The sequence below is a fragment of the Mesorhizobium sp. M0808 genome (assembly GCF_040320025.1).
Lineage (GTDB): Bacteria > Pseudomonadota > Alphaproteobacteria > Rhizobiales > Rhizobiaceae > Mesorhizobium.
In genome coordinates this window covers 68,664-92,974 of sequence record NZ_JAMYOX010000014.1, presented here as the reverse complement: position 1 = coordinate 92,974, position 24,311 = coordinate 68,664, and the positions used below count along the sequence as shown (strand labels likewise).

The window sequence follows — 24,311 nt, the reverse complement described above, 5'->3', positions numbered from 1 at the left end:
CATCCCCTTTGGTTGGTCTCGAACGTCGGCCCTTATCTGAGGATTCCTTGGAGGTCGTCCCCAGGATTGGATAACGTCGCCCCATGCCGCATCAGCCCGTTGCGCCCACCAAACGTCGCTTCGCCCGCTCAATGCGACGCGAGCCGACGGAAGCGGAAGACCGCCTGTGGCACGAACTGCGCGGACGTAGGCTCGATCGCATCAAATTTCGGCGCCAAGTTCCGGTCGGCAAGTTCATCGCCGATTTCATTTGCGCCGAGGCCAGACTGATCATCGAGATCGACGGCAGCCAGCATGCGGATTCGAACTATGACCGGGAGCGGGACGCCGAACTTAAGGCGAGGGGCTTTCGTGTACTGCGTTTCTGGAATGACGACGTGCTGCGGGATCTGAACGCAGTCTGCGACACCATCATCGCTTACGTCCGCGATGACAGTTTGCAGCCTTGGCGGTAATCGCGCGCTCTTCCCTTCTCCCCCTGTGGGAGAAGGTGGATTGGCGCGCAGCGCCGAGACTGTTGAGGGGTGTTGGACGGAGCGCCGCCGGTGCCAAGCTGGAGCACCCCTCATCCGACCTCGCTTCGCGAGGCCACCTTCTCCCACAAGGGGAGAAGGGGAGGCGCCGCGCCATCCCCTTTGGTTGGTCTCGAACGTCGGCCCTTATCTGAGGATTCCTTGGAGGTCGTCCCCAGGATTGGATAACGTCGCCCCATGCCGCATCAGCCCGTTGCTCCGACCAAACGTCGTTTTGCCCGCTCGATGCGGCGCGAGCCAACGGAAGCGGAAGACCGCCTGTGGCATGAACTGCGCGGACGCAGGCTCGATGGCATCAAATTCCGGCGTCAGGTCCCCGTCGGCAAATTCATTGCCGATTTCATTTGCGCCGAGGCCAGACTGATTGTCGAGATCGACGGCAGCCAGCATGCGGATTCTGATTATGACCGGGAGAGAGATGCGGAATTGAAGGCGAGGGGCTTTCGTGTGCTGCGTTTCTGGAATGACGACGTGCTGCGGGATCTGAACGCAGTCTGCGACACCATCATCGCTTACGTCCGCGATGACAGTTTGCAGCCTTGGCGGTAATCGCGCGCTCTTCCCTTCTCCCCCTGTGGGAGAAGGTGGCTCGGCGCGCAGCGCCGAGACTGTTGAGGGGTGTTGGACGGAGCGCCGCCGGTGCCAAGCTGGAGCACCCCTCATCCGACCGAGCTTCGCTCGGCCACCTTCTCCCACAAGGGGGAGAAGGGAGGGCGCGACCTCAGCTCCTCAGCTACACCCGCTCGTAGCCCCGCAAGTATCGCACTTCTCGCAAGTCCCGTTCCGCACCATCGTGAAGTTATGGCATTCCGAGCATTCGTTGCCGGTGTAGCCCTGCATCAGCGATTGCTGGCGCCGGTTGGCGGCGAGCGCTTTGGCTTCGGCTGCTTCTTTCGCGGCCTCGTCGGTGAACAGCTCCGTCGGGTCGGAGGCTTCCGCGTAGACGATGTCCTCGACCAGTTCCCTGGCGCGCTCCTCGTAGTCGCGCTTGTAGGCGATGGCTTCGTCGCTGGCCGGCTTCAGCGTCAGCACGTTGGAGCCGGAGAAGGCGGTCGGGGCGGTACGGGCTGGAGTTCCGGAGCCGGAACCCGCAAAGCCTTTCGGCTCGGCGCCCGACACCAGCTTGACCGGCGAGGCGCCGCGGGTCAGGCCCTTGGAGAAGGGCGTTGCCTTGCCTTCGTTGATGCCGCGCCCGAGCGCAGTCTTGTCGAAGTCCGACTGGTCGACATGGGCCAGGTCGTGGCGGCCGAGATAGGAGACGGCGAGTTCGCGGAAGACATAGTCGAGGATCGACGTGGCGTTCTTGATCGCGTCGTTGCCTTGCACCATGCCAGCCGGCTCGAATTTGGTGAAGGTGAAGGCCTCGACGAATTCCTCGAGCGGCACGCCATATTGCAGGCCGAGCGAGATGGCGATGGCGAAGTTGTTCATCATCGCCCGGAAGGCCGCACCTTCCTTGTGCATGTCGATGAAGATCTCGCCGATACGACCGTCATCAAACTCGCCAGTGCGCAGATAGACCTTGTGGCCGCCGACGACCGCCTTCTGGGTATAGCCCTTGCGGCGGTTCGGCAGCTTCTCGCGGTCACGGTAGAGACGCTCGACGACGCGCTCGACGATCTTCTCGGTCACCTGAACGGCGCGCTGTGCGGCCGGCGCCGCGATCAGCTGCTCGATGGCTTCGTCCTCGTCGTCTTCGACGTCGGCGAGCAGCGAGGCATTGAGCGGCTGCGACAGCTTCGAGCCGTCGCGATAGAGCGCGTTAGCCTTCAGCGCCAGCTTCCACGACAGCATGTAGGCGCCTTTGGCGTCTTCCACCGTCGCGTCGTTCGGCATGTTGATGGTCTTGGAAATGGCGCCGGAGATGAAGGGCTGCGCCGCCGCCATCATCATGATGTGGCTGTTGATCGACAGCGAACGCTTGCCGATCTTGCCGCACGGGCTGGCGCAGTCGAACACCGGCAGGTGTTCGGCCTTCAGGAACGGCGCGCCTTCCAGCGTCATCGCCCCGCAGACATGGATGTTGGCGGCCTCGATATCTTTCTTCGAAAAACCAAGCGCCGGCAGCATCTCGAATGAGAAATCGTTGAGCTGCTCGTCGGTGAAGCCGAACGTCTCCTTCACCCAGTCAGAGCCCAGCGTCCACTGGTTGAAGACGAACTTGATATCGAAGGCCGACTTCAATGCCGCATTGAGCGCGGCGATCTTTTCGTCGGTAAAGCCTTTTGCCTTGAGCGAGCCAGGATTGATGCCCGGCGCCTGGTTGAGATTGCCGTGGCCGACCGCATAGGCCTCGATCTCGGCGATCTGGCTCTCGGAATAGCCGAGCGTGCGCAACGCTTCCGGCACGGCGCGGTTGATGATCTTGAAATAGCCGCCACCGGCGAGCTTCTTGAATTTTACCAGCGCGAAGTCGGGCTCGATGCCGGTGGTATCGCAATCCATCACCAGGCCGATCGTGCCGGTCGGGGCGATCACCGTTGCCTGCGCGTTGCGGTAGCCGTGCTCCTCGCCGAGCTCGATGGCGCGGTCCCAGGCGGCCTTGGCGTGGTCGGCAAGCTCTTGCTGCCTGAGATCCGAGGCGACCAGCGGCACCGGGTTGACGGCAAGCTTCTCGTAGCCGTCCCTTTCGCCATAGGCAGCACGGCGGTGGTTGCGCATGACGCGCAGCATGTTCTGCGCATTGCGGTCATAATCGGGGAAGGCGCCGAGCTCGGCGGCCATTTCAGCCGAAGTGGCATAGGCCGTGCCGGTCATGATCGCGGTGAGTGCGGCGCAGATGGCGCGGCCTTCGTCGGAATCATAGGGAATGCCGGAGGTCATCAGCAGGCCGCCAATATTGGCATAGCCGAGGCCGAGCGTGCGGTACTCGTAGGAAAGCTTGGCGATCTCCTTCGACGGGAACTGCGCCATCATCACCGAAATTTCCAGCACCATGGTCCACAGCCGAACCGTGTGCTCGTAGGCGGCGATGTCGATAGTGCCGTCGGCGTTGCGGTAGGGCAAAAGGTTGATCGAGGCCAAATTGCAGGCGGTGTCGTCGAGGAACATGTATTCCGAGCACGGATTGGACGCCCGGATCGCACCGGCCGAGGCGCAGGTGTGCCAGTCATTCATCGTCGTGTTGAAGTGCAGTCCGGGATCGGCCGACGCCCAGGCGGCATAGCCGATCTTTTCCCAGAGATCGCGTGCCTTCAGCGTCTTCAGCACCTTGCCGTCCTTGCGGGCGGTGAGATGCCAGTCGCCGTCCTGCTCGACCGCGCGCAGGAAATCGTCCTTCAGCGACACCGAATTGTTGGAATTCTGGCCGGAAACGGTGAGATAGGCGTCCGAATCCCAGTCGGTGTCGTAGGTCTTGAACGACATCGAGGTGTAGCCCTGCTTAGCAAACTGGATGACGCGGTAGATGTAGTTCTCCGGCACCGCGTCCTTCTTGGCCGCCTTGATCTCGCGCTTCAGCGCGGTGTTGACCGCCGGATCGAAGCAATCGTCGCCATTGCCTTCGCAGTTGATGCAGGCCTTCATGATCGCTTCGAGATGCTTCTTGACGATCTTCGAGCCAGTGACCAGCGAGGCGACCTTCTGCTCCTCATTGACCTTCCAGTCGATGAATTCCTCGATGTCGGGATGATCGGCGTCGACGATGACCATTTTCGCGGCGCGGCGTGTCGTGCCGCCCGACTTGATGGCGCCCGCCGCGCGGTCGCCGATCTTGAGGAAGCTCATCAGCCCCGACGAACGACCGCCGCCCGACAGCTTTTCGCCTTCACCGCGCAGGAACGAGAAGTTGGAGCCGGTGCCGGAGCCGTATTTGAACAGGCGCGCCTCACGCACCCACAGGTCCATGATGCCGCCTTCATTGACGAGGTCGTCCTGCACGCCCTGGATGAAGCAGGCATGCGGCTGCGGATGCTCGTAGGAAGACTTCGACTTGGTCAGCTTGCCGGTGAACGGGTCGACATAGAAATGACCTTGGCTCGGACCGTCGATGCCATAGGCCCAGTGCAGGCCGGTGTTGAACCATTGCGGCGAGTTCGGCGCGACGCGCTGGGTGGCCAGCATATAGGCGAGCTCGTCGCGGAAGGCGCGCGCGTCTTCCTCCGACTTGAAGTAGCCGCCCTTCCAGCCCCAATAGGTCCAGGTGCCGGCAAGCCGGTCGAAGACCTGGCGGGCGTCGGTCTCGGAACCGTAGCGCTCGGCTTCCGGCAGCTTGGCCAGTTCAGCCTCGTCGGCGACCGAGCGCCACAGGAAGGAGGGGACTTGCGTCTCTTCGACCTTCTTCAGCCGTGCCGGGACGCCAGCCTTGCGGAAATATTTCTGCGCCAGGATATCGGCGGCAACCTGGGAGAACTGCGCCGGCACGTCGATGTTGTCCAAGCGGAACACCACCGAGCCATCCGGATTCTTGATCTCCGAAAGCGCCTTGCGGAATTCGATCTCCGCATAAGCTGATTGCCCTGGCTTGGTGAAACGACGCTCGATGCGCATTGGTCCGGTCCCTTTTGTCTACATATAGCGCTTTTCCCAGAGGATTTCTGCCCTCTTGGCGAAACGCGCATGTCCGCCGTCTGCCGGCGTTCGAAACCCGCCGGCTCTCATCATCACAGTCTCCGCCGCCCTGCCGGTCGAACCTCTTGCGAGGCCGCTGTCCAACGCGCTCACGGACCCTGTGGGTCCCTCAAAGCTGAAAACTTTTTGTAACGCCCTCGGTCGAGGGAACTTCACATTATCTAGCGTCGAACCTACCTGCAAACACTAAATATAGTATTAACAGACAATTTATTCAAGTCCGACAATCCTCCCCTCTCGCCCCCCAAGGCTTCAAAATCCCACGCATTCGCCGGCCTCGTAAACAGGCGGGAACGCGGATCAAAACGCACATATTCCGGGAAAAAGACCGGCCTCGAAACTTTTCCGGTCGCACTCTCAACAAGAGCGCATGGCCTATAAAAGGCGACTCGTTTTGCGACGTCAAGGATTCGTTTGCGTAGCTTTTATGACCCCCACATCTTGTGTGTCACACATGTGGATAACGGGGATAGAAGCGGAGCGCAAGGAAGGGTCGGCTTTGGGTGGAGGCGCTTCGGCAACGACGTTCACAGCACCTGAGCGATAGGCTATGCGCGACTGAGACTCAGGAGAACCGATGCGGATCCGCGCAGAAATGGGCGATGATCTGGCTGAGGTCGGGTTCGTTGACCATGCGCACAGCCTCGGCGGCGCTGACCCACTTGCGGGTGCGTGCCCGCTTTTCCTTCCACCGGTCGGCGACCTTGTCGACCTGCAGTGGGAAGACCAGCACCTCGCACGGCACTTCCTCGCCGGAATCCAGCAGCTTGGCATAGAAATAGCGGCCGGCCTCGTGATGCGAGATCGTGCCGCGCAGCCCGGCCTCCTCGCCGGCTTCGCGCGCCGCCGCCTCGCAAAGCGGCTCCTTTGCTTCCGGCCAGCCCTTGGGAAGCACCCAGCGGCCGGTATCGCGGCTGGTGATCAGCATGATTTCGACGCCGTCGCCGCCATCGCGCCAGGGCAGGGCTGCAACCTGAAGGCGGGACGGCACCGCGCCGAAGAGTCGCCGGACCCTTTCGGCCTTATGGTTGTGCGTCGTTGGCCTCGTCAACATCGGAGAAGCTTGCCCCAGCTTCCAGAATCATTTGCCGTCTCACGAATCTTACGGCTAATTATAAGCAATGAAAGTAAAAAATGTTTCACGGATCGGCCAGATTCCGTCAATCTGCGCCGATCTCAGCCTAATGGCGCGACTGCAGCAGCGTCGCGCCACGCCTTTATCGGTGTGCGGAGGTCCCCTGGGCGGACTCGGTGCATCAAGCGGCGTTGCGCGAATCAGCCGGCGTGGTCATCGGCGATCGGCTTCTGGTAGGTGAAGCCCATGTCCCAGGGAAAATAGATCCAGGTGTCCTGGCTGACCTCGGTGACGAAAGTGTCGACCATCGGCCTGCCTTTCGGCTTGGCATAGACGGTGGCGAAATGCGCCTTGGGCATCATCGCGCGCACGATGCCCGCCGTCTTGCCGGTGTCGGTGAGGTCGTCGATGATCAGCACGCCGGCCCCGTCATCGGCGAGCAGCGCCGGCGTGACCTCCTTCAGCACCTGCAACTGCCCCTGGCTGGTATAATCGTGGTAGGAGGCGACGCAGACCGTCTCGATGATGCGGATGCCAAGCTCGCGCGAAATGATGGCGGCCGGAACCAGGCCGCCGCGCGTGATGCAGACGATCGCCTTCCATTGCCCCTTGTTGGCGCCGGCAAGCCGCCAGGCGAGCGCGCGCGCATCGCGGTGGAACTGGTCCCAGGAGACCGGGAAGGCTTTTTCGGGCAGGGACATCTTTCGCGCACTCCGCAAAGCGCGCATCGCGCGCAGACACTATGGAATGCGCGCGGAATTAACTGGAAAGGCTTGGCTTTGGCAAGGGCGCGGCAAAGCTATTGTCCTGCCAGCTATCCCTGTGAACCTACCGCGACAGAAAGGCCGCCACGGGTGCGGTGCGCAGCACCGTTCGCGTCACCCCGCCGAACAGCAGCTGGCGCAGCCACGAATGGCTGTAGGCGCCGAGCACGAGCAGGTCCGCACCCGACTCGGCGACCCTGGTCTGGATGATGTCGTCGACCGAGGCGCCGCCGGACCTCAGCACCGAGACGCTGACGGTCGCGCCGTGCCTGGACAGCGAGGCGGCGATCTCTGCGCCGGCTGTTTCCGGCGCCTCGTCGAGCGTATCGGGCGGGTCGATGACGACGATGTCCGTCTTCTCGGCCTCGATGATGAAGGGCAGGGCATCGAAGGCCGCGCGCGCGGCTTCCTTGCTGCCGTTCCAGGCGAGCAGCACATGCTTGAAGCTGGTCACCAGCGGACCCGAATGCGGCACCACCAGCACCGGCCGGCCGGCGTCGTAGACCAGCGTGTCGACGTCGGCGCTCGGGTCGCTGCCCGATTCGCGCTGGGCGGCGATGATCAGGTCCGCGGTGCGAACGGTCGAGATGCCGGTCAGCGCACTGTCGCCGGAAAAACTCTCGAGACTGCGCCACTCGAACGACAGGCCGGAATTCTCGATGCGCTTGTGAAAGGCCGCCTGCAATTTCTCGGCGCGCTCCCGGTTCATGTCGGCGGAAACCTGCAGGAACTCGGTGTCCGGAAAGCCGGTGGCAGAGGTGTAGGGCACGGGCAGCGCCTCGGCATGGATGCCGATCAGATGGCTCTGGAACCGGCCGGCCAGCGGGATCGCGCAGTCGAGGACGCGCTCGGCATCCTGTTCGTTCTGTAGTATGGCGACGATGGTCTTGAAGCGCATGGCAGTCCCTCACTTCTTACGGCGATCCCATCCGTGACAAACGTCACTGCGCGATGCTGGTTCCGTCAGGCCGGCCGATCAGCCCACTCGGCTTTCCTTGATCAAGCCCGCCACCATAGCCTCTACGTCGGCGCGTGCGGAGTCCAGCGCCTGCTGGCTGCGGGCGCGCACCACCAGTTCCGTCCAGAACTTGCCGTCGCCATATTTCGGGTAGGAGCCGATGATCGTGTCCGGATGCGCCTTCTGGATGTCGCCCAGCGGCCCGCCGATCAGGCCTTCGCCGAACGGGCATTCCACGGTTGCCGACAGCATTTTGGTGCCGGCCCGCAATGTCGGCACGACATTGTCGAGCATCGCCTGGAAAATCGCCGGCACGCCGGCCATGACATGGACGTTGCCAATGCGAAAGCCCGGCGCAACCGATACTGGATTATCGATGTGGTCTGCCCCGCGCGGCATCCGCGCCATGCGCTTGCGCGCTTCGGTGTATTCGATGCCGCGGGCGGCGTAGCTTGCCTCCAGCAGGGCGTAGGCCTTGGCGTCGTATTCGCATGGCACGCCAAAGGCCTTGGCAACCGAATCGGCGGTGATGTCGTCATGCGTCGGGCCGATGCCGCCGGTGGTGAAGACATAAGTATAGCGGGTGCGCAGCGCATTCACCGCAGCGACGATCTCGTCTTCCTCGTCCGCAACGATGCGCACTTCCTTCAGGTCGATGCCGATCGCCGTCATGATGTCGGCGAGGTGGCCGATGTTCTTGTCCTTGGTGCGGCCGGACAGAATCTCGTCGCCGATGACGAGCATGGCGGCGGTGACGATTTCGGTCATGACTGGCTCCGGCAAACGGGTCGCCTGAGATAGCGCGGCAAACGGCCGGCGGCAATGCCGCCAAACGACGGATCTACCTGTGCGACCTCCCTTGCAGTGCACCCGTCGGCGGGTGATGCTGCGTGCCGGTTTGGAGCCCTGAGCAAGACATGCCGGCATCGATTCTGCTATGGCTACCCGGTGCGCTGTTTCTGCTGGCGCTCGTCGTGGCAGCCTATCCGATGCTGGCGACGCTGCGGATCGCGGCGAAGGCCGAAAGGCTGGTGCCGGCCAGTGGCAAATTCATCGAGATCGACGGCAACCGCATCCATTATGTCGAGACGGGCGAGGGGCGGCCGATCGTCTTCCTGCACGGCCTCGGCGCGCAGCTTCATCAATTCGGCCATACGCTGTTCGGACGGTTCGGCCCGAACTATCGGCTGGTCGCGCTCGACCGTCCGGGCTCCGGCTATTCGGTGCGGGCCAGGGGCGCCAGCGGACGGCTGCCCGAGCAGGCCGAGATCGTGCGGCATTTTATCGACGCGCTTGGGCTGGAAAAGCCTCTGGTCGTCGGTCATTCGCTGGGTGGCGCCATCGCGCTGACGCTGGCTATCGAGCATCCAGAGGCGATTTCCGGCATCGCATTGCTGGCACCGCTGACCCATCTGGAGCCGCACGCGCGCGCGAAGTTCGGCCCGCTGTACATTAAGTCGCCGCTGCGGCGCCGGATCATGGCTCATACGGTGGCGATCCCGGCGGCTCTCAAATATGCCGAAGCGACGCTTGCCTTCATTTTCGCGCCGCAGACGGCGCCGGCCGACTATATGGTCGAGGGCGGCGGCTGGTGCGGGCTGAGGCCAAGCCATTTCTATGCAACGTCGACCGATGTCGTGGCCATCGAGCACGACCTTGGCCGCATCGAGCAACGCTATCGCGAGATCACCATGCCGGCCGGCATTCTGTTTGGTGCTTCCGACCGCGTGCTGGGCGTGGATATCCACGGCTGGCCGGTGATGGAAAAGATCAGCGGGCTGCATTTCGAGCCTGTCGAGGGGCTTGGCCACATGCCGCAATTCGTCGAGCCGGAACAGGTCGTCGCTTTCATCGAACGCATTGCCGACCGCGCATTTGCGCCGAAGTCCGACACCGGCAGCTGACACCCTTCCGGAACGCGGTCTCGGCCGGCAGGGTGCCCGCCCCGGGCATTCCCGGCCGCCGGGAATACCTCCGAACCTAATCAGGATATCGGCTATTCCTTCACGGCTCCGGTCATCGAGGAAACATAGTGCTCGACAAAGAACGAATAGAGCACCACCACCGGCAGCGAGCCGATCAGCGCTCCCGCCATCAGCGCCCCCCATTCGTAGACGTCCGAGCGCACCAGCTCAGTGAGCACGCCGACCGGCACAGTCTTGTTTTCGGACGACTGGATGAAGGTCAAGGCGTAGATGAACTCGTTCCATGACAGCGTGAATGCGAAGATGCCGGCGGAAATCAGGCCCGGCACCGATAGCGGCAGCACGATCTTGGTGAGGATCTGCCAACGGCTCGCCCCGTCGATCAGCGCGCATTCTTCCAGCTCGAACGGGATCGAGCGGAAATAACCCATCAGCAGCCATGTGCAGAACGGGATCAGGAAGGTCGGATAGGTGAGGATGAGCGCGAACGGCGTGTCGTAAAGTCCAAGGTTGAACACCATCACAGACAGCGGAATGAACAGGATCGAGGGCGGCACGAGATAGGCGAGGAACACCGCGAGGCCGACCTGCCGCGCCCCGGAGAACCTCAAGCGTTCGATCGCATAGGCAGCGAACACCGCAGCCAGCAGCGACAGGAACGTGGCGGCGGTCGAGATGATGATCGTGTTGAGCAGCCAGCCCGGATAAGACGTCTCGAAGAGCAGGTAGCGGATATGCTCGAGCGTCGGATGCACCACCCAGAACGGATTGAAATTGGCGTAGTCGGTCATCTCGAGGTTGGGCTTAACCGCCGTGATCGTCATCCAGTAGAACGGAAACAACAGCACGATGACGAAGATCAGCAACGGCAGGTAGACCGTCACCACGCGGCGCGGCAAACTCTGCAGGTAGCCCATGCCGCCTTCGTCGAGTTCCGGGCGTTTGCTCGTTTCGATCGCGGTCATGTCAATCTCCGCCGCCCTGCTGCCATTTGCGACGCTGCAGGCCAAAATAGCTGAACAGGATCGACGCCAGCAGGAACGGGATCATGGCAACTGCGATCGCGGCGCCTTCGCCAAGCTGGCCTCCGGAAATGCCGCGCTGGAACGACAGCGTCGCCATCAGATGCGTGGCGTTCACGGGCCCGCCGCGCGTCAGCACATAGATCAGCTGGAAATCGGTGAAGGTGAACAGCACCGAAAACGTCATGGTGATGGCGATGATCGGCGTCAGCAGCGGCAGCGTCACATAGCGGAACAATTGCCAGCGGCTGGCGCCGTCGAGCGTGGCGGCCTCGTAGAGCGACTGCGGAATCGTCTGCAGGCCGGCAAGCAGCGTGATCGCCACAAAAGGAATGCCGCGCCAGACATTGGCTGCGATGACCGAAGCCCGCGCATTCTCGGGATCGCCGAGGAAGTTGATGCGATGGTCGATCAGGCCCATTTCCATAAGCGCCCAGGACAGGATCGAGAATTGCGAATCGTAGATCCACCAGAAGGCGATCGCCGACAGCACCGTCGGCACCACCCAGGGCAGCAGGACGATCGCGCGGAAGAACGACTTGAACGGCAGGTTCTGGTTGAGGATAAGCGCCAGCCACAGGCCGAGCGCAAACTTCAGGATCGAGGCGCTGATCGTGTAGAGCAAGGTGTTGAAGACGGAGAGCCAGAAGACGGCGTCATCCCACAGATATTCGTAGTTCTCGATACCGATGAAGATGCCGGGGCGGCCGATGCGGGCATCGGTGAAGCCGAGCCAGACGCCGAGCCCGAGCGGATAGGTCAGGAAGACCAGTAGCAGCGCCGCCGCCGGCAGCATGAAGCCGAAGCCAAGCGCGTTATGACTTTCAGACACGAACGCTAGAATGCGCGACAGCGTCGACCGGCGTGGCTGAACGGCAGCGGAGGTCACGGCCATGGGTCTGCTCCTCTAAGGTCTCATTGATCGGCGGGCGGCCGCGACGCAGTCCAAAGCCAGCCGGGCAGCATGGCTGCCCGGCTGAACCCGGCTCAAACGCGATAGTAGCGGTTTGCGCGCTTCTCGGCTTCTTCCATCGCTTCTTGCGGCGTCGCCTGGCCGGTCACCGCCTTGGCGAACATGTCGACCAGCACATAGTCGGCCATGGTCGCTGCCGAGGCATAGCCAAGCGGGCCGGCATAGCCGTTGGGCCGCAGCGTCGCCGAGGCCTTGGCGTAGGCGGCATTGTTCGGATCGGCCGTCCACACCGGGTTGTTGTCAAAGGCTTTGAGCGTCTGGCAGCAATAGCCTGCCGACGACGTGATCCACTGCGACATCTGCGGATCCTCGAACATGAACTGCAGGTAGGCCTTGGCGGCGTTGGGGTAGGGCGTGTAGTCGAAGATCACGGCCGTGGTCACCTGGAACAGCTCGACGGATTTCCCGACCGGGCCGATCGGCAGGTTGGTGGTGCGGATGTCCTTGGCTATCTCAGTGAGCTTCGGATCCTTGTCCTTGTTGATCTTGGCGGTGTTGTAGGCCGAAATGCCGTTGGCGATGACGCTCAATTCGCCGGCCAGGAAGGCGCGGTTGTTGTTGACGTCGAGCCAGCTTTCGGTACCGGGAATGAAGGTCTTGTAGAGCTCCTGCGCGTATTCGATCGCCTTCAGCGTCTCGGGGCTGTTGATCGTCACCTTGCTGCTCTCGTCGACCATCTGGCCGCCATGGCTCCACAGCAGCCAGTGGGCGTAGTTGTTGCCGTCGCCGACGCCGTGGCCATGCGTGAAGCCGGCCGGGTGCCCCTTTGCCTGCAATGCCTTGCAAAGCTCGAGCAAGCCTGCCGTGTCCTTCGGAAATTCGGAGAAGCCGGCCTCCTTCACCCAGCTTTCGCGATAGACGATGGCATTGCCGATGGTCGCCAGCGGCAGGCCGAGGAATTTGCCTTGCCGTGTCGCATATTGGTGCGGTCCATCGTGCCAGCCGCCATATTTCGAGCCGAGATATTCGCCCAGTTCCGTCACGTCGTGCAGCTTGTCGGGATATTGGTGCGGGTCGTCGAACCAGACGAACATCAGGTCCGGGCCGGAGCCGACATTGGCGGCGACCGCCGCCTTGGGGCGGATGTCCTCCCAGCTTTCCTTGTCGACGCGGACCTCGACACCGGTCGCTTCGGTAAAGCGCTTGGTGTTGGCCAGCCATTGATCCTCGTCGCCCTGCACGAAGGGCGACCAGCGCAGCAGCCTGAGCTTGGCGCCGTCCTCGGGCTTGTATTTCAACCCCTCCTGGGCAAAGGCGGGAGAGCCGATGAACCGGCTTCCCAAGGCTCCCGCCGCCGCACCGGCGGTGGTGCGGATCACGTCGCGTCTGGTGAATTTCATGCTCGCTTCCTCCTGCTTATTGTCCTTGCCGTCCTACTGCCCGATGGGTGTTTCGAACCGCTGTCCGGTTTTGCCGTGAAAGAGATGGATGAGGCCAGGCTCGGCCGTAAGCCGGATGGTTTCGCCTGGCGTGAAGGAATGGCGTTCCCGGAAGTTTGCGACGATCTCCTCGCCGCCGGCGGTGCGGCCGATGAGCTGCACTTCGGACCCTGTCGGCTCGACCACCACGACGGTGACCGGGATGCCCTGATGGTCGGACAGCCGTAAATGCTCGGGCCGTATCCCCAGCACGACCGGCTCACCATTGCCGATGGAAAGTGCCGAGGCCAACGGGACCGAAATCCCTCCGGCGCCGCGAAATGACGGCGAGCCGTCGCTTACGATCTCGCCCCTGAGCATGTTCATGGCGGGCGAGCCGATGAAGCTGGCGACAAAGAGATTGTTCGGCCGGTCGTACAGCTCGAGCGGCGGCCCGATCTGCTCGACGATGCCGTCATGCATGACGACGATCTTGTCGGCCATGGTCATCGCCTCGATCTGGTCGTGGGTGACGTAGACCGTCGTCGTCTTCAGGCGCTGGTGCAGTTCCTTGATCTCGGCGCGCATCTGCACCCGGAGCTTGGCATCGAGATTGCTGAGCGGCTCGTCGAACAGGAAGACCTGCGGGTCGCGTACGATCGCCCGGCCCATGGCGACGCGCTGGCGCTGGCCGCCGGAAAGCTGGCGCGGATAGCGGTCGAGCAGCGGCACCAGTCCCAGGATTTCGGCCGCGCGCCGCACGCCGGCATCGCTCTCCGTCTTGGGAACGCCCTTGAGCATCAGCGAGAACGCCATGTTCTCGGCGACCGTCATATGCGGGTAGAGCGCATAGTTCTGGAAGACCATGGCGACGTCGCGCTCCTTTGGCGCAACGTTGTTGACGACACGTTTGCCGATCGCGATCTGGCCGCGCGAGATCTTTTCCAGGCCGGCGATCATCCTGAGAAGGGTCGACTTTCCGCAACCCGAAGGACCGACCAGCGTGACGAACTCGCCGTCGTCTATATCGACGCTGACCCCGTGCAGGACCTCGACGGTCCCAAATGATTTGTAGACATCGCCGATCGCGACAGACGCCATCGATCTCCTCCCGATTGATTCCCGCAACGACTTCGAAGGAAACCGCTTTCCTGCCTGGACCGCGACAGCGCCCAGGCTCCTCTCCGGTCACGCGCGATGTGAGACGGTAGCGCTACCAAACCGACCTGTAAAGCAGCCCGGCATCACCTGGATATCGACACACCCTAATCCGAAACCTCCGTCTGCGGCCGGTCGCGGCCATCTGCGAGCTCGTCGTGCCATTTGCCGTCGGCGTCCTCGTACTGGATGCCGTCGGTATTGCCGGCGACCTGCTGTTCGGCCGAAGCGATCTCGGCGGCGCGCAACGCGTCCTGATGGGTTGGGAACGTTTCGGAGAATGTCGAGCCGACCTTGTAGGCCCAGCCTCCGTCATGCTCGACGATCTTGTAGGTCAGTTTCGCCATGAAACCCTCCGGTTGAAAGCCCGTTGCCTCAATGCAGCCTGTCGTCGGCCAGTCTGTCGTCTGGCAGCCTGTCGTCTGTGACCAGCACGTCCGATTCCCTGGCGGCTTCGATCAGTGCCCGGCGCGCATCCGCCGTCGAACGATAACCTTCCAGCACTTTTAGGCAAGTGTCGAGGGCATCACGATGACGCGGCCCGCGATTGAGTGGCCAGACCGTCATCAGGCACTCCGCCGCCTCCTGGGCGCTGCGGATCTGCCGATATTTGCCGACATGGCCGAGTTCGACCACGACCGGCTTTTCAAATGGCTTGCTGTCCATCATCGCCGCCAACGCGGAGCGGCCGATTTGGTTGCAACTGCTATTTTAGCTCAGGCGAAAATAGCTCAATAGCCGCAGTCGTTGCGCAGCCAGCGTGCATTCGCCCAGCCGGTGCGGCCGCCGAAATCGACCTTGTACCAGCTTCCGCGGCGGTCGAAGATCTCGGTTTGGTCGCCGTTGAATAATTGCCCGATCATGCGCGACGACGAGTTCGGTCGGGCTCGAACGGCGAGAAAGCCGCTTCCCGTTGCCAGATTGTAGTGCCTGGAAAGTCCGTGCACCGTACCTTCGCAATATTGCGCCTCGGCCGGCGTCGGTGCGGCGAACGACAGCCCGGCCAACACCGCGGCGGCAGCCGCAGCATAAATCCCTCTGAAAGACATGGTTTCGCTCCCCCAGCTCAGCCGCGCCACCCGCAGCCTTTGCGCATCATACAACGGCAGAGGATCAAAGCGAAGCTGTGGCGCGCCTTGGTAGTGTCTCAGTTTGAAAATTCTCACATGAAAAAGGCCGCTTCTGGAAGGCGGCCTACCGGCGACGGGAGTCGAACCGCAGTCTCTCTAAAGACATGGTTTGCCATGGCCTTACCATTCGGGCGAACGCCGGCTTGCTCTATCTATCAGGCCCCACTCTTGTTGTTACTCCCCTGCACCTTCCAGAGTGACAAACACTAGCGGCACTTTCTCCGCGCTTGCTGTGGCCGGCTGCGGGACATGCGTTATCTCGGTCACCGCATACATGGCCAGACTATCGCCTGATGGCATGTGTACCCGGTCACCTACTACAGGCATTGATGCGAACGTCCACATCGTTGCTTCGTTTTCAATTCTGACAAGGCATCGGACCACCGCTCAATCACTCCATGCTTTCCGGTAAGCATATAGGAGTTCGGCGCGTGGCGCGACAATCGGCCGATGCCTAATAGCAGCCCGTCAAATTTCAAACTGAGACACTACCCGCGCCTTCCGGTGAGACGAGAACCCGCCCCTTCAGCTCGCCGCTTTCATCCAATGCTGCATCGTCGTCACCGAGCGGGCAAGCTGCGGCGCCGGGTGGATTTTTTCGCCGAAGGTGGCCGCGGCGCGCCAGCCCCAGCGCGGATCGGCGAGGAAGGCGCGCGCCAGCGCCACCATGTCGGCGCGCCCGTCGGCGACGATCGCCTCGGCCTGTTTCGGATCGTCGATCAGGCCGACGGCCCGCGTCGGGATGCCGACGGCCTTGCGCACCGCTTCGGCCAGATGAACCTGGTAGCCGGGCCCGGAGGGCAGCTTCTGCAACGGTGAATTGCCGCCGCTCGAGCAGCAGAGATAGGCGACGCCGGCTTCCTTCAGCGCTTTTGCCACTTCGATCGCATCCTCGACCTCGAAGCCGCCATCGACCCATTCCTTGATCGACAGACGCGCGCCCAGCATCAGCCTGGGCACCGCCTTCTTCACCGCCTTGGCGATCTCGACGGCGAAACGCATGCGGTTTTCCAGCGAGCCGCCCCACCGGTCGGTGCGCCGGTTGGAGAGCGGCGACAGGAACTGGAAGATCAGATAGCCATGCGCGGCATGCAGCTCGATGAAGTCGAAGCCGGCGCGCTCGGCCCGCCGTGCCGCTTCTGCGAAGCGTTCGATGATTTGCAGGATCTCGTCGTCCTCCAGCGCCCGCGGCACCTGCCAGCCGGTGTCGTAGGCGATGGCCGACGCCGACACGATCGGCCACGGATCTTGATCGGCATGCAGCGGGCCGCCGCCCTCCCAAGGTTTGCGGTTCGAGGCCTTGCGGCCGGCATGGGCAAGCTGCGTGCCGAATTTCGTGCCCGGTGCGGCGACACGCTTGGCTGCATCCAGCGTGCGTCGCGCGGCCGCCTCGTTGTCCTCGGAATAGAGGCCGAGACAGCCATGCGAGATGCGGCCGCGCCGTTCGACATCGGTCATCTCGACGGTGACCATGCCGGCGCCGGACATCGCCAGGTTCATCCAGTGATAGAGGTGCCAATCGCTGGCCGAGCCGTCCTCGGCCGAATACTGGCACATCGGCGCGACCGCGATGCGATTGGGGAAGATCAGGCCGTCGAGGGTGATCGGCTGGAAAAGCGATGAGGTCATAAAAAACTCCGGAAAGGGTTGCCGCTATTTATGCAGCCGATTGTGCCAGCGCCAGACACGAGACGGTGAACCGGTGCACTGGACCAATTGGTGGCCCGATTGCACGAACCGCCGTTCGCGGCTACGCCTTGCCGCGGCAGCAGGGAGTCCACCATGGAAGATCGCATTCGCATCCGCTCCGAGGAAGTCCTTTCCGACGAATGGGCGGTTTTGAAAAAAACCGTCTTCGACTACCGCCGGCGCGACGGCAAATGGGAAACGCACACCCGCCAGACCTACGATCGCGGTGACGGCGCGGTGATCCTGCCTTTCGATCCCGACCGCTCGACGGTGCTTCTGGTGCGGCAGTTCCGCTACCCGGCCTACGTCACCGGCCACAAGGAGCCGCTGATCGAGGCCTGTGCCGGCCTGCTCGACGAAGACGATCCCGAAACCTGCATTCGCAAGGAGGCCGAGGAGGAGCTCGGCTACCGTCTGAAGGACGTGCAGCGACTGTTTTCGCCCTATATGAGCCCCGGCAGCGTCACTGAGCGGCTCTGGTTCTTCGTCGCCCGCTATTCGCCCGCCGACCGCATTTCCGACGGCGGCGGCGCGCATGACGAAGGCGAAGACATCGAAGTTTTGGAAATGCCGCTCGACGAGGCACTGGCCGGCATCCACGATGGTCGGATCATCGACGCCAAGACGATTATCCTGATCCAGCATTTGAAGCTGAACCCGATCGGTGGGTGAAGGTGGTGGACGGGGGCTGCGACGTCACCGCGTCAGTTGTCTGAGCCGCCCGCCGGGCGGGTAGGCTCTGGCGGTCGATGCTGGTTACTTCCGGAATGGTCGTAGGCTGAACCGGTAGTGCTGGTTCTGGTGCGGACGACGGGAATCGAATCGATTATAGCCGAATCCTGACTCGGATGATGCCGCCTCCCGATATATATTTGTAAGGCCACGGCCTGCCGGTCGTGCTTGGGGGACGAACGATGAAAGCGCACCAATTCTTCACACCATTTTCGTTTAAAACCGCCGTGGCGAGAGAGGCGGCTCAACGCATCCTGGAGTTCTTCGAATATTTAATCCTGCTGTCCGCCTTCTATGCGGCCTATCTCAAGACCCAGAGCACCATACTGTGGGCTTGCTCGTTCGTGATCATGGTCACTATCCTCTTCTATGTCATATCCCATTTCCCACAATCTATCTTGTATCCGTCAAACCTGAGGCGGGAATGGATTTTGAACATCGCCTTGTCTCTCGGCATGATCCTGTTGGCCTTCTTTGTCATGATATTCTCGGTGAAGGTTATCGCCGGCCTGATCCTCACAGCGATTTTGTAACGGCGGCTCTTTCTAGGCGGGACAATGAGCGAGCCTCCAAAGCGTCCAATCGATCAAAAGCGAGAATCCGCTTTCTCGATGAAAATCGGCCACCATGGCGACGGAACAGCAATCCTTGATATGGTTGCGACTACGGATTCGCTCTTTATGGTGAAGCAGGATTCCGTGCATGCGGTCAGACTTGCGGATCAAATTGATCCTGAACGCACGAACATTAACCTCCCCAACACTCAGCAATTGTTCGCTGACGCCGGTTCTGACTCTGATATCGTTGCCCGGACGTTACTATCGGCTGGCCAACTCTTTACGAAAACCCATTTTCCGGACGCCAAGATAAGAGACCGTGTGGTTTTAATATCAGCCGAAATCATGTCTCAGCTATTGGCAGCACAGAAGGTTCTTGCTCAGCTAGAGACAGATGAGGAAAGGCGGATCGCCGAGGTGAGGGCATCCAAAGACCCGACCAGATTGCCGGCCGCTACGGAAGTCGAGGCTCGAGCGAATACGTTCATTCAGAAGGCGGAGCACGCACTCCAGGCAATATATCGCCTAGCGGAGATTTTTTATGGCTCGCAAATGAAAGTCGAAGGAAAATTTCCTGACAACCTCACGCTGGCCCTAGCAAAAGCTTTTGGGGAGAATGACCCAGCAACAGTGTATGCCAAGGCAGTGGCACTCTTTGCCCATCATGTCCGCAACACGCGACATTGCGTGGAGCATCGTAAAGAAAATCAGCAGGTCGTGGCCAAGGATTTTCAACTCAGACTGGACGGAACAATTTCCCCGCCGTCAATTACAGTCGTGCATCCCAAGACCCCTATTGAGGAAACCAATCTTACCGCATTCATGTCTGCGTGGGTCGAGGGCCTAACAGCGATTACGGAAACGCTGCTCTTATATCTCGCGGAGAAGAATCACACCCCTTTCGGCAACTTCCCCATCGGGGTTGGTTACGTTCCAGAAGAGCAAAGGGCAATGCCGAAGGTTCGAGTTGGTTACCTGATAAATATTGGTGGCCAATGGAACCGAATAGGTTAGCCGGCGACGCCCATGATGGGGGGACGAAAAATAGATGGTCAGACCAGGCCATGGCGCGACTCCATCTTAGAGAATAGCGAGCGGATACCCTGTCCGATTTTTGCCGGGGCGTCCGGCAAAAAGGAAAAAGGAGAATCGGTGAGCAAATCCAAATCTGGTGCGGACGACGGGAATCGAACCCGTACGATCAGAGATCGAGGGATTTTAAGTCCCTTGCGTCTACCAATTCCGCCACGTCCGCAGGCCAGTCCTTTTCAGATGCCGGGCAGGGGCCGTCAAGCCGTCTTCTGCCGTCGACAAATCTGGCACTGGAAGCTAGCGAGGCCGATCACCTCCAGTGATACAAACAAAATCGTTTCACCTGGAAATGTTTTTAGCGGCAGCTTCCGCGGCTACCGCGAATGCGCGTCCCCCGTTCGCAGGATGCGTTCGGGCGCTCTGCCCTGGTAGGCTCGAAGTGGCAAGTGGATCGGCGCGCCGATACTCGACGCCGTCCTCTACAAACACTGGGAGATTGTCATGCTCAAGCTTGCCTCTGCCCTGGCACTGCTGCTTGTTGGGACGGCGCCTCTGTTTGCCGATGAGATGCCGATGAACGCCAAAGACATCAAATGGGGTCCTGCTCCAGCTGTCATTCCCGCTGGCGCGGAAATGGCTGTTGTCGCTGGAGATCCCTCAAAGGACGGCGCCTATGTGCTGCGGTTGAAGACACCCGCCGGCTACAAAATTGCCGCACATAATCATCCCACCACGGAATACGTAACGGTGCTTTCCGGCAACTTCCATATTGGAATGGGCGATAAGCTCGACGAGGCGAAAGGTGTCGAACTGACTGCTGGCGGCTTCGGCGTCGCGCCGGCCGGAATGAATCACTTCGCCTGGACGACAAGCGATACGATCATCCAGGTTCATGGCGAGGGGCCATTCAAGATCACCTACGTCAACCCGGCGGACGATCCAAGCAAAAAGTGACAGTTCGGGATCGAATTGAGTGAACCGGCCGAAGGCTCGAACGATGGAGTGCGTCAAACTCCGCGACCGTCGATTCAGAAGGATCCTCTAACGAGACGAAAGCTGATTGGCCGCAACGGAATCGTATTCCGTTTGGGCCATTTTGCCGTGAATGGCGCCATAACAGAATAACCCGCCTCGGGAGGCGGGTCGTTGGAGCCAATTGGCACCATACCCAAATTAGTAGCATAGCTGCCGGCACAAAGCAAGAACAAAGTTGCTGCGGCCGGCACAAAATGCCCTTGACGATTGGCGAAAGCCATGGCGCATCGATCTCCCTCCTTGAGGGGGAGATGGCCGGCAGGCCAGAGGGGGTCGTCGCGCGTCGAGCGCCAGCCTGTTTTGTTTCGCGGTAAAGGTTCGCGTCAGGACGTCCCGACCCCCTCTGTCGCCTTCGGCGACATCTCCCCCTCAAGGGGGGAGATCTGCAACTTCGCCGTCCGCGCTTACTTCCTCGCTGGTCAAAATCCTCGCGGCTTGGCACAGTCGGGCAAAGAGGAGCCTGTTGATGCCGAAGACCGCCAATGCGACGAAACCAAAACCCTGGGCCGAGATGGCGACGCATCTGGTCGATGTCGCTATGGGCCGCAAACCCGCCGATCTCGTCATCCGCAACGGGCGCTGGGTCAACGTCCATTCGGGCGAGATCATCGCCGGCACCGACATCGCCATTGCCGGCGGCCGCTTTGCCTATTGCGGGCCGAATGCCGGCCATGCCATCGGCCAGGGCACCAAGGTGGTCGATGCCGGCGGCCGCTATCTGGTGCCGGGGCTTTGCGACGCGCATATGCATGTCGAGAGCGGCATGGTGACGGTGACGGAATTCTGCCGCGCGGTGATCCCGCATGGCACAACTTCGATGTTCATCGATCCGCATGAGATCGCCAACGTGCTCGGCCTGCCGGGCGTGCGGCTGATGCATGACGAGGCCGTCGCCATGCCGGTCAACGTGCTCGTGCAGATGCCGTCCTGCGTGCCCTCCGCCCCGGGGCTCGAGCATGCCGGCGCCGAGCTGACCGTCGCCGACGTTGCCGAGGCGATGACCTGGGAGAACATCATCGGGCTCGGCGAGGTGATGAATTTTCCGGGCGTCGCCGCCAACGATCCGGTGATGTCGGGCGAGATCGCGGCGACGGTGAGGGCCGGCAAGACGGTCGGCGGGCATTATGCCTCGCGCGATCTCGGCCTGCCGTTCCACGGCTATGTCGCCGGCGGCCCCGAGGACGATCACGAAGGCACACGCGCCGAGGACGCCATCGCGCGCGTCCGCCAGGGCATGAAGGCGATGCTGCGGCTGGGCTCGGCCTGGTACGACGTGGCCTCGCAGATCAAGGCGGTGACGGAGAGCGGGCTCGACCCGCGCAACTTCATCCTGTGCACCGACGACAGCCATTCCGGTACGCTGGTGCACGAAGGCCATATGGACCGGGTCGTGCGCCACGCCATCAGCCAGGGCTTGAAGCCGGTGACGGCGATCCAGATGGCGACGCTCAACACCGCCCAGCATTTCCGGCTGGAGCGCGAGATCGGCTCGATCGCGCCGGGACGGCTCGCCGATCTGCTGATCATCTCCGACCTGGCCGAAATGACCATCGACGAGGTCTATGGCCGCGGCGTCAGGCTGGCCAAGGGCGGCAAGCTCGAAATCGACATTCCGGCCTACGACTATCCGAAGACGGCGAAGAACACCGTCAAGCTCGGCAGGAAGCTCAAACCCGGCGACTTCGACATCGCCGCACCCATGGGCGCCAACGAGGTGCGGGTGCGGGTCATCGGCGTCATCGAGAACCAGGCGCCGACGCGGGCGCTGGAGGCCGATCTTGCCGTCGAGGACGGGCTGGTCGCCATGGACCGTCGCAACGATGTCTGCCAGATCGCGCTGGTCGAGCGCCATAAGGGCACCGGCGGCGTCACCAACGCCTTCGTCTCCGGCTTCGGCTACATCGGCGACTGCGCCATGGCCTCCAGCGTGGCGCATGATGCCCACCACATCATCGTCGTCGGCACCAACAAGCAGGATATGGCTCTGGCCGTGAACCGGCTGGGCGAGGTCGGCGGCGGCGTCGTGCTGTTCTCCAAGGGCAAGGAGCTGGCGCTGGTCGAAATGCCGATCGCCGGGCTGATGTCGGACGAGCGGGCGGAAATCGTCGCCGCCAAGGCGGACAAACTCAGCGACGCCATGCGCCAGATGGGCTGCTCGCTGAACAACGCCTACATGCAGCACTCGCTGCTGGCGCTGGTCGTCATCCCCGAGCTCAGGATTTCCGACGTCGGCCTGATCGACGTGACGACTTTCCAGAAAGTTGATTTGTTCGTTTGAAGAATCACTGAACCCTGGAGGGACAGCGCCCCCCCTCTGTCCTGCCGGACATCTCCCCCTCAAGGGGGGAGATTGGCAGTTTCGTCGACAGCGCGTTGTTCGTCAGAGTTGGAGATTGGCGAAAGCCGAAAGTGGCGGCCAATCTCCCCACTAGAGGGGGAGATGTCCGGCAGGACAGAGGGGGGCGCGAAGGATCGCTACAGAGCGTTTTTGTTGACAGCTGCCAATCACCGGCGCGTTTGGCAGTAGAGGTCGGCTCACCCGCCCGTGGCGATGGTCAGCACTTTGAACGGCGTGGTGATGACGATTTCGGCGACCGAACCGACGGCCTTGCCGAGGCCCTGGCCGAGATTGTCGAGCTGGGCCGGCGCGGTCTCTTCGGAGGCGAGGCCGGCCGGGGCGCGCAAGCGGTCGCCGAGCAGCTGCACCAGGAACGGGTTGTCGGCGAATTTGGCGTGGTTCAGCCGGTCGCCGCCCTTGGTTTTGGTCAGGTCGACCACCGAGACGCCATAGCTGGCGAGGTCGGCCGCGTCGCCATAGTCGCCGACGCGTGGCTTGTCGCCGGAGATCAGGGTCGACAGTCTGAGCGCCCGGTCGTCGCCCGAAAGCAGCACGGCGAACGGCTTGTCGGGCTTGCCGTAGCGGATCATCTGCTTTTTGAACACGTCGACGTCGATATCGGGCGAAGCCAGGATAACATAGCCGAGCTTGCCGCCGAGGTCGCGGTCGCCGGTGATGGCAAGCTGGCGCAACGCTTCCATCGTCACCCAGGTCCCCATCGAATGGGCAATGATGTCGATGCTCTTGGCGCGGCTCTTGGCGAGCATGCGCAGCGTCGCTTCGAGATCGTCGCGCGCCGCATTGGCGCTTTCCTTGTCGTAGATGTAGCCGGTCGTCTTGCCGCTCGACGCCCACGAAAACAGCACCGGCGTGCCCGGGTATTTCGTGTCGTGCGCGATCTGCGTCAGCCGGTAGATACCGTCGTCGAAGCCGTTGTTGAAGCCGTGCACGAAAACCAGCGCGCGGTCGCCGCGCATCGCGATATCGGCGCCGACCGCCTTGGCGAATTGCGGCGCGCCTTCGTAGAAGGTGACGCCGGTCGCCGTGAAATCCTTCGCCGGATTGCTGTTGGCCGATCCCTTGACCCGCTCGATGGCGCCGAGCTGGTGAATTTTGGGCACCGTCACCTCGACGCTGGCAAAGCTGGTGGTCGGCGAACGGTCGCCATCGAACACCTGCCGGGGCGCTTTCATTGCCTTTTGCCGGGTTGTGGCGACGAAGATCTTGTGCGTCGCGGCAATGTCGGAAGCAGGCACGGTGATTGTCGTCTTGTTGAGCAAGTCGTGCGTGTTCTGGCCGGCGCAGCTTGCCAGCGCGAGCGCGAACGCAACGACGAGAAAGATCTTCGAAGGCACGGTCACGCGGGCTCCCGCAAAGGCGACGTCGAGCCGGAGACGTCTTGGCCTATTCGATAGAGGCAGAGCCCGGCACGGTCCAGTTCAAACTGTTCCGATGGTGCGGCA

General features: G+C 62.0%; 22 protein-coding genes and 1 tRNA gene. 8 read left to right on the top strand and 15 right to left on the bottom strand.

Annotation, left to right across the window (positions count from 1 at the left end; genetic code table 11):
• The first annotated feature begins 83 nt into the window (after positions 1 to 83).
• Entirely contained in the window at positions 84 to 455 is a 372-nt protein-coding gene (locus tag NKI25_RS17855) for an endonuclease domain-containing protein (protein ID WP_023674758.1), read from the top strand.
• Between the two features lie 255 nt (positions 456 to 710).
• A complete protein-coding gene (locus NKI25_RS17850) occupies positions 711 to 1,082 on the top strand; it encodes an endonuclease domain-containing protein (RefSeq protein ID WP_352596432.1) in 372 nt (123 codons plus the stop codon).
• Positions 1,083 to 1,262: 180 nt separating this feature from the next.
• Here NKI25_RS17850 and NKI25_RS17845 read toward each other — a convergent pair whose 3' ends face one another.
• From NKI25_RS17845 to NKI25_RS17825, 5 genes are all read right to left on the bottom strand, one after another.
• Positions 1,263 to 5,021, bottom strand: a complete 3,759-nt coding sequence (locus NKI25_RS17845; protein ID WP_352593800.1) for a vitamin B12-dependent ribonucleotide reductase — start codon at positions 5,019 to 5,021, stop codon at positions 1,263 to 1,265.
• 646 nt (positions 5,022 to 5,667) lie between these two features.
• Positions 5,668 to 6,156, bottom strand: a complete 489-nt coding sequence (locus NKI25_RS17840; RefSeq protein WP_352458592.1) for an NUDIX hydrolase — start codon at positions 6,154 to 6,156, stop codon at positions 5,668 to 5,670.
• A gap of 221 nt (positions 6,157 to 6,377) precedes the next feature.
• Positions 6,378 to 6,878 (bottom strand): xanthine phosphoribosyltransferase, encoded by a 501-nt coding sequence (gene gpt, locus NKI25_RS17835; protein WP_023674762.1) that lies wholly within the window; start codon positions 6,876 to 6,878, stop codon positions 6,378 to 6,380.
• Positions 6,879 to 7,005: 127 nt separating this feature from the next.
• The gene (locus tag NKI25_RS17830; protein WP_352699960.1) at positions 7,006 to 7,839 is read right to left on the bottom strand and encodes a universal stress protein; all 834 of its coding nucleotides are present in this window, start codon (positions 7,837 to 7,839) and stop codon (positions 7,006 to 7,008) included.
• Between the two features lie 78 nt (positions 7,840 to 7,917).
• On the bottom strand, positions 7,918 to 8,667 hold the full coding sequence (locus tag NKI25_RS17825) for a competence/damage-inducible protein A (protein ID WP_352998897.1): 750 nt from the start codon (positions 8,665 to 8,667) through the stop codon (positions 7,918 to 7,920).
• Between the two features lie 149 nt (positions 8,668 to 8,816).
• On the opposite strand from NKI25_RS17825, the gene NKI25_RS17820 reads away from it, so the two are divergent.
• The gene (locus tag NKI25_RS17820) at positions 8,817 to 9,803 is read left to right on the top strand and encodes an alpha/beta fold hydrolase (protein ID WP_352998895.1); all 987 of its coding nucleotides are present in this window, start codon (positions 8,817 to 8,819) and stop codon (positions 9,801 to 9,803) included.
• 92 nt (positions 9,804 to 9,895) lie between these two features.
• Here the strand turns inward: NKI25_RS17820 and NKI25_RS17815 are convergent, their stop codons facing one another.
• The 8 genes from NKI25_RS17815 to NKI25_RS17780 form a co-directional block, all read right to left on the bottom strand.
• Positions 9,896 to 10,789, bottom strand: a complete 894-nt coding sequence (locus tag NKI25_RS17815) for a carbohydrate ABC transporter permease (RefSeq protein WP_023674766.1) — start codon at positions 10,787 to 10,789, stop codon at positions 9,896 to 9,898.
• Between the two features lies 1 nt (position 10,790).
• Positions 10,791 to 11,642 (bottom strand): carbohydrate ABC transporter permease, encoded by an 852-nt coding sequence (locus NKI25_RS17810; RefSeq protein ID WP_502897398.1) that lies wholly within the window; start codon positions 11,640 to 11,642, stop codon positions 10,791 to 10,793.
• A gap of 191 nt (positions 11,643 to 11,833) precedes the next feature.
• The gene (locus tag NKI25_RS17805; protein ID WP_352570877.1) at positions 11,834 to 13,159 is read right to left on the bottom strand and encodes an ABC transporter substrate-binding protein; all 1,326 of its coding nucleotides are present in this window, start codon (positions 13,157 to 13,159) and stop codon (positions 11,834 to 11,836) included.
• Positions 13,160 to 13,192: 33 nt separating this feature from the next.
• Complete coding sequence (locus NKI25_RS17800; RefSeq protein WP_023674769.1) at positions 13,193 to 14,278, bottom strand: ABC transporter ATP-binding protein; 1,086 nt, start codon at positions 14,276 to 14,278, stop codon at positions 13,193 to 13,195.
• Between the two features lie 164 nt (positions 14,279 to 14,442).
• Complete coding sequence (locus tag NKI25_RS17795; protein WP_023674770.1) at positions 14,443 to 14,682, bottom strand: DUF2188 domain-containing protein; 240 nt, start codon at positions 14,680 to 14,682, stop codon at positions 14,443 to 14,445.
• 28 nt (positions 14,683 to 14,710) lie between these two features.
• Positions 14,711 to 15,004, bottom strand: coding sequence for a DUF982 domain-containing protein (locus tag NKI25_RS17790; protein WP_031211240.1), 294 nt, complete (start codon positions 15,002 to 15,004; stop codon positions 14,711 to 14,713).
• 62 nt (positions 15,005 to 15,066) lie between these two features.
• Complete coding sequence (locus tag NKI25_RS17785; protein ID WP_352570878.1) at positions 15,067 to 15,384, bottom strand: SH3 domain-containing protein; 318 nt, start codon at positions 15,382 to 15,384, stop codon at positions 15,067 to 15,069.
• A gap of 606 nt (positions 15,385 to 15,990) precedes the next feature.
• Complete coding sequence (locus tag NKI25_RS17780) at positions 15,991 to 17,094, bottom strand: NADH:flavin oxidoreductase/NADH oxidase (protein ID WP_352998891.1); 1,104 nt, start codon at positions 17,092 to 17,094, stop codon at positions 15,991 to 15,993.
• Positions 17,095 to 17,247: 153 nt separating this feature from the next.
• On the opposite strand from NKI25_RS17780, the gene NKI25_RS17775 reads away from it, so the two are divergent.
• The 3 genes from NKI25_RS17775 to NKI25_RS17765 all read left to right on the top strand — a co-directional run bounded on the left by NKI25_RS17775 (position 17,248) and on the right by NKI25_RS17765 (position 19,457).
• Complete coding sequence (locus NKI25_RS17775; RefSeq protein ID WP_352998889.1) at positions 17,248 to 17,826, top strand: NUDIX domain-containing protein; 579 nt, start codon at positions 17,248 to 17,250, stop codon at positions 17,824 to 17,826.
• A gap of 242 nt (positions 17,827 to 18,068) precedes the next feature.
• Complete coding sequence (locus NKI25_RS17770; RefSeq protein WP_352998887.1) at positions 18,069 to 18,419, top strand: hypothetical protein; 351 nt, start codon at positions 18,069 to 18,071, stop codon at positions 18,417 to 18,419.
• A 24-nt stretch (positions 18,420 to 18,443) separates the two neighbouring features.
• A complete protein-coding gene (locus NKI25_RS17765) occupies positions 18,444 to 19,457 on the top strand; it encodes a hypothetical protein (protein WP_352998885.1) in 1,014 nt (337 codons plus the stop codon).
• Positions 19,458 to 19,612: 155 nt separating this feature from the next.
• Here NKI25_RS17765 and NKI25_RS17760 read toward each other — a convergent pair.
• Positions 19,613 to 19,698, bottom strand: a tRNA-Leu gene (locus NKI25_RS17760).
• A gap of 278 nt (positions 19,699 to 19,976) precedes the next feature.
• Here NKI25_RS17760 and NKI25_RS17755 point away from each other — a divergent pair.
• Together NKI25_RS17755 and ade are read left to right on the top strand one after the other, a co-directional pair.
• Positions 19,977 to 20,429, top strand: a complete 453-nt coding sequence (locus tag NKI25_RS17755) for a cupin domain-containing protein (RefSeq protein ID WP_352570883.1) — start codon at positions 19,977 to 19,979, stop codon at positions 20,427 to 20,429.
• Between the two features lie 547 nt (positions 20,430 to 20,976).
• Entirely contained in the window at positions 20,977 to 22,788 is a 1,812-nt protein-coding gene (gene ade / locus NKI25_RS17750; RefSeq protein ID WP_352593812.1) for an adenine deaminase, read from the top strand.
• 257 nt (positions 22,789 to 23,045) lie between these two features.
• Here the strand turns inward: ade and NKI25_RS17745 are convergent, their stop codons facing one another.
• A complete protein-coding gene (locus NKI25_RS17745) occupies positions 23,046 to 24,209 on the bottom strand; it encodes an alpha/beta hydrolase (RefSeq protein ID WP_023674782.1) in 1,164 nt (387 codons plus the stop codon).
• Between the last annotated feature and the right edge of the window lie 102 nt (positions 24,210 to 24,311).